10 protein-coding genes, 1 pseudogene and 1 riboswitch are annotated in these 13,563 nt (G+C 74.4%); of the genes and pseudogenes, 4 read left to right on the top strand and 7 right to left on the bottom strand.

Annotated elements, in window-relative coordinates; genetic code table 11:
- The first annotated feature begins 11 nt into the window (after positions 1 to 11).
- The 3 genes from ACGFIG_RS25875 to ACGFIG_RS25865 all read left to right on the top strand — a co-directional run bounded on the left by ACGFIG_RS25875 (position 12) and on the right by ACGFIG_RS25865 (position 3,846).
- Positions 12 to 1,595, top strand: coding sequence for an NAD(P)H-hydrate dehydratase (locus ACGFIG_RS25875; protein WP_393007073.1), 1,584 nt, complete (start codon positions 12 to 14; stop codon positions 1,593 to 1,595).
- 147 nt (positions 1,596 to 1,742) lie between these two features.
- On the top strand, positions 1,743 to 3,230 hold the full coding sequence (locus tag ACGFIG_RS25870) for a S8 family serine peptidase (RefSeq protein WP_393007071.1): 1,488 nt from the start codon (positions 1,743 to 1,745) through the stop codon (positions 3,228 to 3,230).
- 115 nt (positions 3,231 to 3,345) lie between these two features.
- Complete coding sequence (locus ACGFIG_RS25865; protein ID WP_393007069.1) at positions 3,346 to 3,846, top strand: hemerythrin domain-containing protein; 501 nt, start codon at positions 3,346 to 3,348, stop codon at positions 3,844 to 3,846.
- A 42-nt stretch (positions 3,847 to 3,888) separates the two neighbouring features.
- On the opposite strand, the gene ACGFIG_RS25860 is transcribed toward ACGFIG_RS25865, so the two are convergent.
- Positions 3,889 to 4,740: a metallophosphoesterase family protein gene (locus ACGFIG_RS25860; protein WP_393007067.1), complete on the bottom strand. Its 852-nt coding sequence runs from the start codon at positions 4,738 to 4,740 to the stop codon at positions 3,889 to 3,891.
- A gap of 94 nt (positions 4,741 to 4,834) precedes the next feature.
- A riboswitch (ZMP/ZTP riboswitch) is annotated at positions 4,835 to 4,924 on the top strand.
- A 17-nt stretch (positions 4,925 to 4,941) separates the two neighbouring features.
- Between ACGFIG_RS25860 and ACGFIG_RS25855 the strand changes: the two genes are divergently transcribed.
- Positions 4,942 to 6,378, top strand: coding sequence for a glycine hydroxymethyltransferase (locus ACGFIG_RS25855; protein ID WP_393007065.1), 1,437 nt, complete (start codon positions 4,942 to 4,944; stop codon positions 6,376 to 6,378).
- A gap of 254 nt (positions 6,379 to 6,632) precedes the next feature.
- On the opposite strand, the gene ACGFIG_RS25850 is transcribed toward ACGFIG_RS25855, so the two are convergent.
- The 6 genes and pseudogenes from ACGFIG_RS25850 to ACGFIG_RS25825 all read right to left on the bottom strand — a co-directional run bounded on the left by ACGFIG_RS25850 (position 6,633) and on the right by ACGFIG_RS25825 (position 13,538).
- A complete protein-coding gene (locus ACGFIG_RS25850; RefSeq protein ID WP_393007064.1) occupies positions 6,633 to 8,297 on the bottom strand; it encodes a ribulokinase in 1,665 nt (554 codons plus the stop codon).
- A gap of 164 nt (positions 8,298 to 8,461) precedes the next feature.
- Positions 8,462 to 8,722: a hypothetical protein gene (locus ACGFIG_RS25845; protein ID WP_363897852.1), complete on the bottom strand. Its 261-nt coding sequence runs from the start codon at positions 8,720 to 8,722 to the stop codon at positions 8,462 to 8,464.
- Positions 8,723 to 8,789: 67 nt separating this feature from the next.
- Positions 8,790 to 10,118 (bottom strand): PLP-dependent aminotransferase family protein, encoded by a 1,329-nt coding sequence (locus ACGFIG_RS25840; RefSeq protein WP_393007062.1) that lies wholly within the window; start codon positions 10,116 to 10,118, stop codon positions 8,790 to 8,792.
- A 3-nt stretch (positions 10,119 to 10,121) separates the two neighbouring features.
- A complete protein-coding gene (locus ACGFIG_RS25835) occupies positions 10,122 to 11,246 on the bottom strand; it encodes an alpha-hydroxy acid oxidase (RefSeq protein ID WP_393007060.1) in 1,125 nt (374 codons plus the stop codon).
- A gap of 145 nt (positions 11,247 to 11,391) precedes the next feature.
- A pseudogene (locus tag ACGFIG_RS25830) lies at positions 11,392 to 12,321 on the bottom strand (alpha/beta hydrolase); the annotation flags it as partial.
- On the bottom strand, positions 12,318 to 13,538 hold the full coding sequence (locus tag ACGFIG_RS25825; RefSeq protein WP_393007058.1) for a cytochrome P450: 1,221 nt from the start codon (positions 13,536 to 13,538) through the stop codon (positions 12,318 to 12,320). The gene ACGFIG_RS25825 and the pseudogene ACGFIG_RS25830, both read right to left, overlap by 4 nt.
- Between the last annotated feature and the right edge of the window lie 25 nt (positions 13,539 to 13,563).

The following is a 13,563-nucleotide window of genomic DNA, read 5'->3' as shown; positions in this document are numbered from 1 at the left end:
GGGGTTGCCGCATGGCGGAACTGGCGACGCTCTGGATCGTGCGGCACGGCGAGAGCACGGCGAACGTGGCGGCCACGGCGGCCGAGGCGGACGGCGCCGAGCTGATCGACCTGACCCATCGCGACGCCGACGTGCCGCTGAGCCCCACCGGGGAGGAGCAGGCCCGGGCCACCGCGCGCTGGCTGGCCGGGCTGCCCGAGGGCCGTCGGCCCGAGGTGGCGGTGGTGTCGCCGTACCTGCGGGCGGTGCGTACCGCCGAGCTGGCCCTGGCCGGCACCGGGATCCCGCTCACCCGCGACGAGCGGCTGCGCGACCGGGAGCTGGGCATCCTGGACGGACTGACCGGGCAGGGGGTACGCCGGCGGCACCCCGAGGAGGCCGCGCGCCGGGACCGGCTCGGCAAGTTCTACTACCGTCCGCCGGGCGGGGAGTCCTGGACCGACGTGGCGCTGCGCCTGCGCGCCCTCCTCGGCGACCTGCGCCGCGACCACGAGGGCCGGCGCGTGCTGCTGTTCGGCCACGACGCCCTGGTCTTCCTCACCCGTTACCTCGTGGAGGGGCTCACCGAGGCGGAGTTGATGGCGCTGACCCGCGAGCACGTCATCGCCAACTGCTCGATCAACGGATGGTCGGCCGGTACCGACGGCCGGCTGACCCGGACGTGTTCAACGACGTCGGCCACCTACGCGAGCAGGGCGCCCGGCCGACCAGGGAGGACGAGGTCCATGCCGAACCGGTCTGACACCCAGGTCATCACGCCGGGGCTGCTGCGGGACTGGGCGCTGCCCGTACCGACCGGAGGCAAGCAGGCCCGGGGCACGGTGCTGGTGGTCGGTGGCTCGCGGTTCACCCCCGGCGCGGTACTGCTCGCCGGCGTGGCCGCGCTGCGGGCCGGTGCCGGCGTCCTCCAGCTCGCCGCCGCCGAGTCCACCGCCGCCGCACTGAGCATCCAGGTGCCCGAGGCGCTGGTGGTGGGGCTGCCGGAGACCGTCGACGGCGCCGTCGCGGGCCAGCCCGGTGAGCTGCTGGGCGCCCTGGTGGCGGAGGCGGACGTGGTGGCCGTCGGCCCGGGGCTCAAGGACATCGACGAGACCGGCCGCCTGCTGCGCCTGGTGCTCGACGCGGCCGGCCCGCAGACGTCGCTGGTGTTCGACGCGTACGCCCTGGGGGCCCTCAGCCATGCCCCGGACCTGCTGGTCGGATCCGGCCGGCCCGCGGTGCTCACCCCCAACCTCACCGAGGCCCGGCACCTGCTCGGCCGCGAGCCCGGCGACGACCTGGACGCCGAGGCGGCCGAGCTGGCCCGCCGCTACGACGCGGTCGTCTCGCTCTACGGCCACATCGCCACCCCCGACGGGCGCGGCTGGCGGGAGGAGAGCGGCGACGCCGGGCTCGGCACGTCCGGCAGCGGGGACGTCCGCGCCGGGCTGCTGGCCGGGCTGCTGTCGCGGGGCGCGGAGCCGGCGCAGGCCGCGTGCTGGGCGGCGTTCGCCCACGCGGTGAGCGGCCAACGGCTGGTTCCCCAGTTCGGCCGGATCGGCTTCCTCGCCCGGGAGTTGCTCGACGAGATTCCCCACACCCTGGCGACCGTATGACACCTTTCGTCCCGGCTCGCACCCGCGTGTAACGCCAGCTGGCGGTGTGACGCTGGTGCTTGCGGAGGCGTGCATCCCGCCCGCCTCCCGCCGGCCGCTCCCCGCCAGGGGGCGTACCCCGGCTGGAAACAGCCCCTGGGAGTCTGTGTGAAGAACCTCCGTCGCAAGACACTGGCTGCCGCGTCCGCCGTGACGCTCGGCGTCGGCCTCGCCGTCGCCGGCGGGGTGGCCCTGGCGGCGTCGGCCGTCGGCCCGGACACCACGTTCCTGGTGCTCGCCCCGCAGGGCGCCAAGACCGACAAGGCGGCTGCCCGCGTGGCCGCCGCCAACGGCACCGTGGTGGCCAGCTACGACCAGATCGGCGTGCTCGTCGTCCGGTCGACCAACCCCGACTTCGTCACCGACGTGGCGGGCGCGGGCGTCGACTCGGTGGCGTCCACCGCCGGCCTGGGCACCGCCCTCGACGAGGGCGAGACCCTGGAGGTCTCCGCGGCCGAGGCGGCCAACACGACCGCCGACCCGACCAAGGAACCCCTCTTCGGTCAGCAGTGGGACATGCCGATGATCGACGTCCCGCAGGCCCACGCCGTCAACGCCGGCCGCGCCGACGTGGTGGTGGGCGTACTGGACAGCGGCATCTCGTCCAGCCACCCCGATCTGGCCAGCCAGATCGCGAAGAACAAGAGCACGTCCTGCCTCGGTGGGGTCACCGACACCACCGAGTCCGCCTGGAACCCGACCACCTCCGACCACGGCACCCACGTGGCCGGGACCATCGCCGCCGCCGTCAACGGCGTCGGCGTGACCGGTGTCGCCCCGGGCGTCAAGGTGGCCGCCGTCAAGGTGGTCAACGACGACGGCTACATCTTCCCGGAGGCCGCGGTCTGCGGGTTCATGTGGGCCGCCGAGCAGGGCATGCAGGTGACCAACAACAGTTACTACATCGACCCCTGGCAGCTCAACTGCCGCAACGACGCACGCCAGCGTCCGGTGTGGAAGGCGGTCCAGCGGGCCCTGCGTTACTCGCAGAGCAAGGGCGTGCTGCACGTGGCGTCCGCGGGTAACTCGAACTTCGACCTCGCCCACAAGATCACCGACACGGGCAGCCCGAACAACGGGACGCCCGAGGAGCGCGAGAACCTCACCAACTCCTGCCTCGTCCTGCCGGGCGAGGCGCCGGGCGTGGTGACGGTGTCGGCGGTCGGCCCGACCGGGGAGAAGAGCTACTACTCCTCGTACGGCCACGGCGAGATCGAGGTGACGGCGCCGGGTGGCGACACCCGCTTCCGTACGCGGGGGGTCACCTCGACCCCCTCCGACGGCATCCTGTCCACCACCTACAACACCACCACGAAGACCAACGGCTGGGGCTTCAAGCAGGGCACCTCGATGTCCTCGCCGCACGCCGCCGGCGTGGCCGCCCTGGCCGTCTCGGCGCACCCGGGCATGACGTCCGGTCAGCTGTCGGCCTTCCTGGGCAACACCGCCGAGGCGATCGCCTGCCCCAGCGGCGTCTACAACCCGGTGCCGCTGATCGCGGCCGGCCCGAACGCCTACGACGCGACCTGCTCCGGCGGCAAGCGCAACGGCTTCTACGGATTCGGCATGGTCAACGCGTACAACGTGGTCAAGTAACAAGCACGGCACGACCCGTGGTGGGGCCCGGCGGATCATCGCCGGGCCCCACCCGTTTTCGCTGCTCACCCCGGGGTACGGAAGGAGGTGTCAGACGAGCCCGAGGAGGTCGACGGTGTCCACCGATGCCATCGTGGTGTTGAAAGAGGACCACAAGGAGATGCGCCGCCTGTTCAAGGCGTTCCAGGACGCCGAGAAGGGCCCGGCGGCCCGGCGGCAGAAGCTGGTGAACGAGATCCTGGAAGCCCTGACCGTCCACACCTACCTCGAGAACGAGGTGATGTACCCCGAGGTCCGCAAGCTCCTGCCCGACCTGGAGGACGACATCCTCGAGTCGTACGAGGAGCACCACGTCGCCGACGTGCTCTGCGCCGAGTTGTACGCCATGGATGCCGGCGACGAGCACTTCAACGCCAAGACCACGGTGTTGATCGAGAACGTCCTGCACCACGTCGAGGAGGAGGAGCAGGAGTGGTTCCCGAAGGTGCGCGAGGCGCTCGGTCGTAAGCAGCTCCAGGAGATCGGCGAGCGGATGATCGCGCTGCGGGCCGACGCGCCGCGCAAGCCGACCGACCCGAAGGCGATCAAGAAGTCGCTGGACGCCGTGACTGCCTGAGCGGACGCGCCCGCACGGGCCCCGGTGCGCCGGGGCCCGTCGTCATGCCCGGGGCGCGGGCAGGATCCGCCGCAGCGCCGGAGGCGCGGCCCGGGGCCGCCACTCCCGCGGGTAGCCCACCGAGACCTCCTCGAAGCGCACCCCGTCGTGCCGGGTCGTACGGGGGATGTGCAGGTGGCCGTAGACCACGGCGGCGGCGTCGAAGCGCAGGTGCCAGTCGGCGGTGGACTCCGTCCCGCACCACTGGGCGAAGATCGGGTAGCGCAGCACCCGGGTCGGCTCACGCAGCAGCGGCCAGTGGTTGACCAGCACGGTCGGCATGCCGGGCTCCCGCTCGTCGAGCCGGCGCGCGGTCTCGGCGACCCGGGCGGCGCACCACGCCGACCGGCTCGGGTACGGGTCGGGGTGCAGCAGGAACTCGTCGGTGCACACGATCCCCACCCGGTACGCCTCCTCCAGCGCCGCCTCGGGGGTGTCGAACCCCTCCGGGCGCCAGCTGTAGTCGTAGAGCAGGAACAGCGGCGCCACGAGCACCGGACCGCCCTCCCCCCGCCACACCGGGTATGGGTCCTCGGGCGTCAGCACGCCCAGCCGCCGGCAGGCGTCGACCAGGTACGCGTAGCGCGCGGCCCCGCGCAGGGTCACCGGATCCGCCGGCGGGGTCCACAGCTCGTGGTTGCCCGGCGTCCAGACGACCTTCGCGAAGCGGCTGCTGAGCAGGCCGAGGGCCCACTCGATGTCCGCCACGGTGTCGCCCACGTCGCCGGCGACCAGCAGCCAGTCCTCCGGCGATCCGGGGCGCAGCCCCTCCACCACCGCCCGGTTGTCCCGGTGACCGACGTGCAGGTCGCTGATGGCGAACAGGCTGCCGCCCTCGCCGTCCTCCCCCGCCATGCCGCTGATCCTAGGCAGCGGCGTCCCCGGCCGCGAGGCCGGCACCGGGGTCCGCCGCCCGGGCCAGGTGGGCCGGGGTCGACCCGGTAGGATCGGCACGGGCCGTGACTGGCGCGTGAGGATGGGGCACCATCGGGAAGCGGTCCCGTCATGAGGACGCATGCCGAGCGCCTGGGCCTTCCGCACGTCACTGGAGGTCGCATGTCGCTGAACGCCGAATCCACCGCCTTCCGCAGCGCCCTCGAGGTGATCCGCGCCGTCGAGCCGCGGGTGGCGGACGCCATCGGCGCGGAGCTCGCCGACCAGCGCGAGTCGCTCAAGCTCATCGCCAGCGAGAACTACGCCTCCCCGGCCACCCTGCTGGCCATGGGCAACTGGTTCAGCGACAAGTACGCCGAGGGCACCGTCGGCCGCCGCTTCTACGCGGGCTGCCAGAACGTCGACACCGTCGAGGCGCTCGCCGCCGAGCACGCCCGGGAGCTGTTCGGCGCCGCCCACGCGTACGTGCAGCCGCACTCCGGCATCGACGCCAACCTCGTCGCCTTCTGGGCGATCCTGGCCGACCGGGTGGAGTCGCCCGCGCTGAGGAAGGCGCAGGTGCGGCAGGTCAACGACCTGACCGAGGCGGACTGGTTCGCGCTGCGCCGGGAGCTGGGCAACCAGCGGATGCTCGGCATGTCGCTGGACGCCGGCGGCCACCTCACCCACGGTTTCCGGCCGAACATCTCCGGCAAGATGTTCGACCAGCGCAGCTACGGCACGGACCCGGTCACCGGCCTCGTCGACTACGACAAGGTCGCCGAGGCGGCCCGCGAGTTCAAGCCGCTGATCCTGGTCGCCGGCTACTCGGCGTACCCGCGGAAGGTCAACTTCCGGATCATGCGGGAGATCGCCGACTCGGTCGGCGCCACCTTCATGGTCGACATGGCGCACTTCGCCGGCCTGGTCGCCGGGAAGGTCTTCACCGGCGACTTCGACCCGGTGCCGCACGCGCACATCGTCACCACGACCACGCACAAGTCGCTGCGCGGCCCGCGCGGCGGCATGGTGCTCTGCCAGCCCGAGCTGGCCGACCAGGTCGACCGGGGCTGCCCGATGGTGCTCGGCGGCCCGCTGCCGCACGTGATGGCCGCCAAGGCCGTCGCGCTGGCCGAGGCGCGGCGCCCCGACTTCGCCGACTACGCCCAGCGGATCGTCGACAACGCACAGGCCCTCGCCGAGGGGCTGCTGCGCCGGGGCGGCAAGCTGGTCACCGGCGGCACCGACAACCACCTGGTGCTGATCGACGTCTCCGGCTACGGGCTGACCGGCCGGCAGGCCGAGCAGGCGCTGCTCGACTCGGGCATCGTCACCAACCGCAACTCGGTGCCACAGGACCCGAACGGCGCCTGGTACACCTCGGGCATCCGGGTCGGCACCCCGGCGCTGACCACCCGTGGGCTGGGCCCGGCGCAGATGGACGAGACGGCCGAGCTGATCCACACCGTGCTCAGCCAGACCAGGCCGGGCGCGAACCCGGACGGCACCGCGTCCAAGGCGAAGTACGTCCTCGACCCCGCCGTCGCGGAGCGGATCAGCAAGCAGGCCAGCGACCTGCTGACCGGCTTCCCGCTCTACCCGGCCGTCGACCTCGGCTGAGTTCCGCGCCACCCTGACGCCCCCGCCCGGCCCCGCCGGCGGGGGCGTCCCCGTCCCAGCCCCCACCCCGCCCGGCCCACGCCCCCCGGCCCCCACCGCCCGGCCCCACGCCCCACCCCACGCCGCCCGGCGTCGATCATGCAGTTCTGGTGCCCGTCTCGTCCGCATTGGTGGACGTTCGTGACCCCCCACGACTGCATGATCGACGCCGTCGGGGCGGGGGCGGGGCGGGGGCGGGGGTGGGGTGGGGTGGGTCAGGGTGTGCGGTGGCGTCGGGCGCGTAGGCGGTGCAGGACGTCGGTGCCGCCCCGGCCGAAGTGGTCGTGCAGGGCGCGGTAGTCGGCGTACAACTCGTCGTAGGCCGCCGCCCGGGCCGGGTCGGGGTGCCAGGTCTCGCGCCGGCCGGCGCCCATCGCCGCCGAGGCGGCCGGCACGTGCGGGTACGCCCCGGCGGCGACCGCCGCGTGGATGGCCGCGCCCAGCGCCGCCGGGTGTTCGGCGTCGAGCACGTGCAGCGGCCGGCCGAGCACGTCGGCGTAGATCCGCAGCAGCAGCCGGTTGCGGGTCAGCCCGCCGGCCACGGTCAGCTCGTCGACGGCCACCCCGGCGGCGGTGAAGGCGTCGACCACGGTGCGGGCGCCGAAGGCGGTGGCCTCCAGCAGCGCCCGCCAGATCTCCTCCGGCCTGGTCGCCAGGGTCAGGCCCACCAGCACGCCGCTCAGCTCGTGGTCCATCAGCACCGAGCGGTTGCCGCTGTGCCAGTCCAGCGCCAGCAGGCCGTGGCCGCCGACCGGCTGCTCGGCGGCGAGGGCGTCCAGCAGCTCGTACGGGCTGAGCCCCCGGCGGCGCGCCTCGTCGGCGTGGTGGGCCGGCAGGGCGGTGCGGGCGTACCAGGCGAAGATGTCGCCGACGCCGCTCTGCCCGGCCTCGTAGCCCCAGGATCCGGCGGTCACGCCCCCGTCGACCACGCCGCAGACGCCGGGCACCTCGCGGTACGCGTCCGCGTTCATGATCAGGCAGGTGGAGGTGCCGAGCACCGCGAGCATGCGGCCCGGCTCGACCGACCGGGCCGCGGCGGCGGTGACGTGCGCGTCGATGGCACCGACCGCGACGGCGGTCCCCACCGGCAGGCCGGTCCAGCGGGCCGCTTCGGCGGTCAGCCCGCCGGCCCGGGCGCCGAGCGGCGCGAGCGGCCCGTCGAGGCGGGGCAGCAGTCCGTCGAGGCGGGGGTGCAGGGCGCGCAGGAACTCCGCCGACGGGTACCGCCCGTCCTGCCGCAGCCCCTTGTAGCCGGCGGCGGAGACGTTGCGGGTCTCCCGGCCGCAGAGCTGCCAGACCAGCCAGTCCGTCGTCTCGATGAAGCGCTCCGCCCGGTCGAAGACCTCCGGGTCCTCCTCCAGCACCTCCAGGGCCTTGGCGAGCTGCCACTCGGCGGAGACCCGGCCGCCGTAGCGGGGCAGCCAGCTCTCGCCGCGTGCGGCGGCGACCTCGTTGATCCGGGCGGCCTGCCGCTGGGCCGCGTGGTGCTTCCACAGCTTCGGGTACGCGTGCGGCCGCCCGGCCAGGTCGGGCAGCTCGCACAGCGGGGTGCCGTCGGCGCGGGCGGGCAGCATCGTGCAGGAGGTGGCGTCGACGCCGATGCCGCGTACGTCCTCGGGCCGGACGCCGGCGGCACGCAGCGCGGCGGGCACCGCGACGCGCAGCACCTCGCGGTGGTCGTCGGGGTGCTGCAACGCCCAGTCCGGCGGCAGCGGCGTCCCGTCGGGCAGCCGCTCGGTGAGCACCCCGTGCCGGTACTCGTGCACGGCCTCGCCCCGCACGGTCCCGTCGGCGATGTCGACCACCACCGCCCGGCCGGAGAGGGTGCCGAAGTCGACCCCGACGACGTGCCGGGCCGCGCCCGCTACCGGCTGTGCCACCGCTGCTCCTTCCGCCGCACGCGCCGGCGCCCGGGGTGGGCGGCCGGTCGGCGGCGAAAGGAGACGCTACCGCTGTCGAGGGGCCCGGTGGCGACGGGGACGAGGGCCGGTCGAAGGAAGCCGGCGCCCGCCTGCCGGGCAGGGTCACGCGTTCGCGGCGGCGGTCAGGCGATGGGGCGCTTCAGGTGGTAGCGGTGCACCTCGGTGCTGCCCTGGACGTTGTTGACGTCCTCGGCGGCGGAGACGAGTTCCCAGCCCTCCCGGCCGGCCCGGTTGAGGTGCGCGATCGCGGTGTCGCCGTACGCGGTGATGTCCCGGCGCGACCCGTCCGGGCCGTACCAGGTGAAGCTGACATGAAAGGCGCGGCCCTGCCCCTGATAACGGCGGACCAGCAACGCGTACTCCCAGGCGACCATGACGTCCATTATGAATGTCCACGCAGGACGGCGGAACACGGGCAGTCGCGCATTGCCGTGCGGTGAACGCGGTGTGTCATCCCGCCCCGGCGACGGCCGCCCGCCGGGCCGTCTCGTCGGCGACCAGCGCGGCGAGCCGGTCCAGCCCGAGGTCGATCTGCTCGGGGGTGACGGCGCTGACCGACAGTCGCAGCGCGTCGACCGGGGCGCCGTCGTCGTAGAAGTGCGCCATCGGCGTCCAGAGCAGCCCGTACTCGCGGCCGGAGCGGTGCAGCAGGGCGTCGTCGACCGTGAACGGCACGGTGACCACGACGAAGAACCCGCCGGCCGGGACGTTCCACCGCACCGGCGAGGCCCCTTCCGGGAACCGCCGGGCCAGGCCGTCGACCAGGTGGCGCAGGTTGCGCCCGTACGCCTTCCGTTCCCGGGCGGTGGCCGCCACGAGGCTGCACCCGTGCTCCAGCAGCGCCCCGCCGACGACCGCCTGGGCGATCGGCGAGGTGTTCACGGTGACCATGCTCTTGATCTTGGCAAGCTGGTCGGCGAGCAGGCTCACGGTGCCGTCGGCGGACGCCACGCGCTGGTCGGCGACCACGTAGCCCACGCGGGCGCCGGGCAGCACCGTCTTGGCGAACGAGCCCAGGTAGACCACCCGTCGCGCGGTGTCCAGCGCCTTGAGCGTCGGCGGCCGCCGCGCGTCCGAGGCGGGGAAGAGGCCGTACGGGTTGTCCTCCAGCAGCAGCAGGTCCTCCTCGGCGGCCAGGTCGAGCAGCCGCCGCCGGTCGGCCAGGGCGATGCTGGTCCCGGAGGGGTTGGCGAAGTCCGGCATCACGTAGCAGGCGCGCGGTCGCAGCCCCGCCGACCGGGCCCGGCGCACCTGCTCACGCAGGTCGGCCAGGTCGATGCCGGCCGGGCCACCGCGCACCGGCCGCACCGGCAGCTCCAGCAGCCGGGCGGCGCCGGTCAGCCCCACGTACGTCGGGGCGACGGCGAGCAGCACGTCGCGCGGGTCGGCCCGCAGCGCCCGCAGCACCAGGAACATCGCCTCCTGGCAGCCGACGGTCACCACGATCGCCTCCGGGTCGACCGTGACGCCCTCGTCGACGGCGAGGTTGCGGGCGACGAGGTGGTGCACGATGCCCTTGGTGCGGCCGTACTGCAACAGCGTCCGGTGCACCTGCGCGGGGCTCTGCCCGAGGTCGTCGGTCAGGTGTCGGCGGAACCTTTCCAGGTGCCGGTGCATCGCCGCGACCTCGAAGAACTCCTCGTACGGCCGGCCGGCCGCGAGCGACACCGCGTCGGGGTAGTGCTGGGCCACCTCGTTGAGGAAGTTCATCGAGTTCAGCGCGGGATCGTCGACGGCCGGGTGCAGGTCGTCGACGCGCAGGTCCACCGTATCGGTCACCGGTCAGCCCTCCCTGATCACGCGCAGCTCGCGAGCCGCCACCGGGTCGGCGCAGCCGGCCAGCGCGAGGGCGTCGCGGAACTCGCCGGCCAGCAGCGCCAGCGCCGTCCGCGCCCCGGCCCGGCCGCCGGCGGCGAGCGCCCACAGCATGGGCCGGCCGACGAGCACCCCCCGCGCGCCGAGGGCGAGCGCGCGCAGCACGTCGGCGCCGTCGCGTACGCCGCTGTCCAGCAGCACCTCGCACCGGTCGCCCACCGCCGCCACCACCTCGGGCAGCATGGTCGCGGTGGCCGGCGCGCCGTCGAGCTGGCGGCCACCGTGGTTGGAGACCACCACCGCGTCCGCGCCGGCATCCACCGCCAGCTCCGCGTCGCGCGGGTCGAGCACGCCCTTGACCACCAGCGGCAGGGTGGTACGGCCGCGCAGCCACTCCAGGTCGGCCCAGGTCAGCGCGGGCGCGAAGACGTCTCCGGTGTGTGCGGCGATGGCGGAGACCCCCGGGGTGGCGGTGTGCGCGAGGTCGTCCCGGCCGGCCGGCAGGTTGGCCGCCACGACCTGTGCCGGGATGGCGAACGCGTTACGCACGTCGCGCCGGCGCGGGCCGAGGATCGGCACGTCCACGGTGACGGTCAGCGCCGTGCACCCCGCCGCGTGCGCCCGGTCCAGCAGGTCGGCGACCAGCGCCCGGTCACGCAGCCAGTAGAGCTGGAACCAGACGGTCGCGCCGGTCTCCGCGATCTGCTCGATCGGCACGCTGCTCAGGGTGCTGGCCACGTACGGCACGTCGGCCGCGCGGGCGGCGGCGGCCAGCGCCAGCTCCCCGTCGGGGTGCACGAGCCGCTGGTACGCCATGGGTGCCACGGCCACCGGCATGGCGTACGACGCGCCGAGCAGCCGCGCCTCGGTGCGGGGGGTGTGCACGCCGCGCAGCATCCGGGGCAGTACGGCCACCCGCTCCAGCGCGCGACGGTTGGCGGCGAGCGTCGTCTCGGCACCGCTGCCGCCGTCGACGTAGTCCCACACGTCGGGCGGCAGCACCGCCCGGGCCAGGTCCGCGAAGTCGGCCAGGCTGGCCGGCGACGGCTGCGCCACCGGCAGGTCCGACTTCGACAGCACGCCCTCAACCATTCCCGTTCTCCCCTCCCACCGGCACCGTCGCGCCGGCGGTCGCCGTCCTGCCGACCGGTCCACCGCCGTCCGACGCGCCACCGCCCGACGGGGTGCCGCCCGGCACAGCGCCGCCCCACGCATCGCCGCCCAACGTACCGCTGTCCGTCGTGCCGAACAGCTCACGCAGGAAGGCGGCGGCCTCGTCCTGGGCACGGCGGCCGTCGTCGAACGCCCCGGGCATGGCGAAGAAGCCGTGGATCATGCCGGCGTACCGGGTGAGGGTGGTCGGCACCCCGGCGTCGCGCAGCCGGTGCGCGTACCGCTCCCCCTGGTCGCGCAGCGGGTCGTGCTCGGCGGTGATCACCAGTGCCGGCGGCAGGCCGCTCAGGTCGGCGGCGAGCAGCGGCGACGCCAGCGGGTGCCGTGCGTCGGCGGGGTCGGCGAGGTAGTGGCCCCGGTACCAGGCGACCGAGCGGCGGTTGAACAGCAGCGGGTCCTCGCCGTCGCCGTCGGGATCGGCGCTCTGGTCGGTGTTCGGGTACACCAGCAGCTGGGCGGCGAGCCGGGGTCCTCCGTCGTCGCGGGCGAGCAGGGTGACGGCGGCGGCGAGGTTGCCACCGGCGCTGTCCCCGCCGACCGCCACCCGCCGCGGGTCGACACCGAACTCCGCCGGGTTGTCGACGATCCACCGGGCGGCCGCGTGGCAGTCGTACACGGCAGCCGGGAAGGGGTGCTCCGGGGCCAGCCGGTAGCCGACGGTGACGACCTGGCAGGGCACCGCGTTGGCCAGCCGCCGGCAGATGCCGTCGGCGGTGTCGACGCTGCCCAGCGTCCAGCCACCGCCGAAGAAGTAGACCAGGGTGGGCAGCGGCCCCTCCCCCGCCGGCCGGTGGATCCGCACCGGCAGGTCGCCGGCAGGTCCGGGCACGCGCGTGTCGCGTACCTCGTGCACCGGCTCCACCGTGCCGCCGCCGGCGCGGATCGCGGCGAGGTCGGCGGCGCGGGCCTCGGCCAGGGTCTGGGTGTACAGCGGCGGGGTGCCGGCCGCCGCGCGGGCGGCCCGGTACGCCGCCACCTGCGGATGGACGCTCATGCGGATCCTCCTCGGGTGTGCACCGCCAGCTTGTCGACGCCGCGCAGGAAGAGACTGCCGCTGTAGGTGGGCGGCTCGGCGACGGTGAGCCCGGGGAAGCGGGCCAGCAGCCTGGGCAGCGCGAGGCGGCCCTCCAGCCGGGACACCGCGGCGCCGAGGCAGAAGTGCAGGCCGGCACCGAAGGCCAACGACGGCGGGCCCGTGCGGCGCGGGTCGAAGCGGTCCGGGTCGGGAAAGCGGGCCGGGTCCCGGTTGGCGGCGGCGAGGATCAGCAGTACGTTGCGGTCCCGCCCGACCGGCACCCCACCCACGTCGGTGTCCCCGGGCGCGGCCCGCGCCAGGAAGTGCACGGGTGCCTCCAGCCGCAGGATCTCGTCGACCGCGCCCCGGGTCAGCGCGTCGTCGCCGGGCAGCGCGGCGGCCACCTCCGGGTGGGTCAGCAGCAGGGGCAGCCCGTTGCCGAACATGTAGACGGTGGTGACGAAGGCGGCGTTGAACAGCACGATCAGGTTGCTGACCAACTCGTCGACGGTCAGTTCCACGTCCCCGAAGTCGACCGCCTCGACCAGGGCGCTGATCAGGTCGTCGCCGGGCCGGTGGCGCCGGTGGGCGATCAGCTCGGCGTAGAAGTCGCGCAGCTCGGCGGCGGCGGTGTTGGCGGTGGCGAGCCGCTGCGGGGTCTGGCCCGCCACGTCCAGGAACTCGTCGATCCGTTCCACCCGCTGCCGGTAGAAGTCCAGTTCGGCGGCGGGGATGCCGATGAACTCCGCCATCACCAGGGCCGGCAGCGGGTACGCGAACTCCGCGACGAAGTCGAGGCCGGTGTCCCCGGCGTCGGCCATCCGGTCGAGCAGCCCGTCGACGACCCGGTGCACGGTCGGCTCCAGCGCGGCGAGCCGGCGCGGCGTGAAGCTCCTGGCGAAGGCCGCCCGCATCCGGGTGTGCTCGGGCGGGTTGACGAACATCATCGAGGTCTGGAGGGTGCGCAGCACCTCCTGCTCCTGCCAGCCCGGCGGGGCCTGCTTGTACCACCGCGGGTCCCGCAGGACCTGGCTGACCAGGTCGTAGCCGACGGCGACGGCGTCGACCGAGCGGTGTTCGGCGCGCGCCGGCACGGGGCTGACCGGCCCGAGCCCGTGCAGGGCCGCGTAGCAGGGGTAGGGGTCCTGCCGGCCCTCGTCGCTGTAGAGGCGGGTCAGCAGCTGGGTCACGTCCACGGTCGTCCGGTCTCCCCCATCGACG

Origin of the sequence: Micromonospora sp. NPDC049048 (assembly GCF_043197615.1) — a bacterium.
GTDB lineage: Bacteria > Actinomycetota > Actinomycetes > Mycobacteriales > Micromonosporaceae > Micromonospora.
This window is presented reverse-complemented; position numbering and strand designations above follow the sequence as displayed.

Bases quoted from the DNA above. Each gene is read 5' to 3' on its own strand.
- ACGFIG_RS25875 (WP_393007073.1), top strand. From the start codon at position 12: ATGGCGGAACTGGCGACGCTCTGGATCGTGCGGCACGGCGAGAGCACG.
- ACGFIG_RS25860 (WP_393007067.1), bottom strand. From the start codon at position 4,740: ATGGCGGGGGAGGACGGCGAGGGCGGCAGCCTGTTCGCCATCAGCGAC.
- ACGFIG_RS25855 (WP_393007065.1), top strand. From the start codon at position 4,942: ATGTCGCTGAACGCCGAATCCACCGCCTTCCGCAGCGCCCTCGAGGTG.
- ACGFIG_RS25845 (WP_363897852.1), bottom strand. From the start codon at position 8,722: ATGGACGTCATGGTCGCCTGGGAGTACGCGTTGCTGGTCCGCCGTTAT.
- ACGFIG_RS25835 (WP_393007060.1), bottom strand. From the start codon at position 11,246: ATGGTTGAGGGCGTGCTGTCGAAGTCGGACCTGCCGGTGGCGCAGCCG.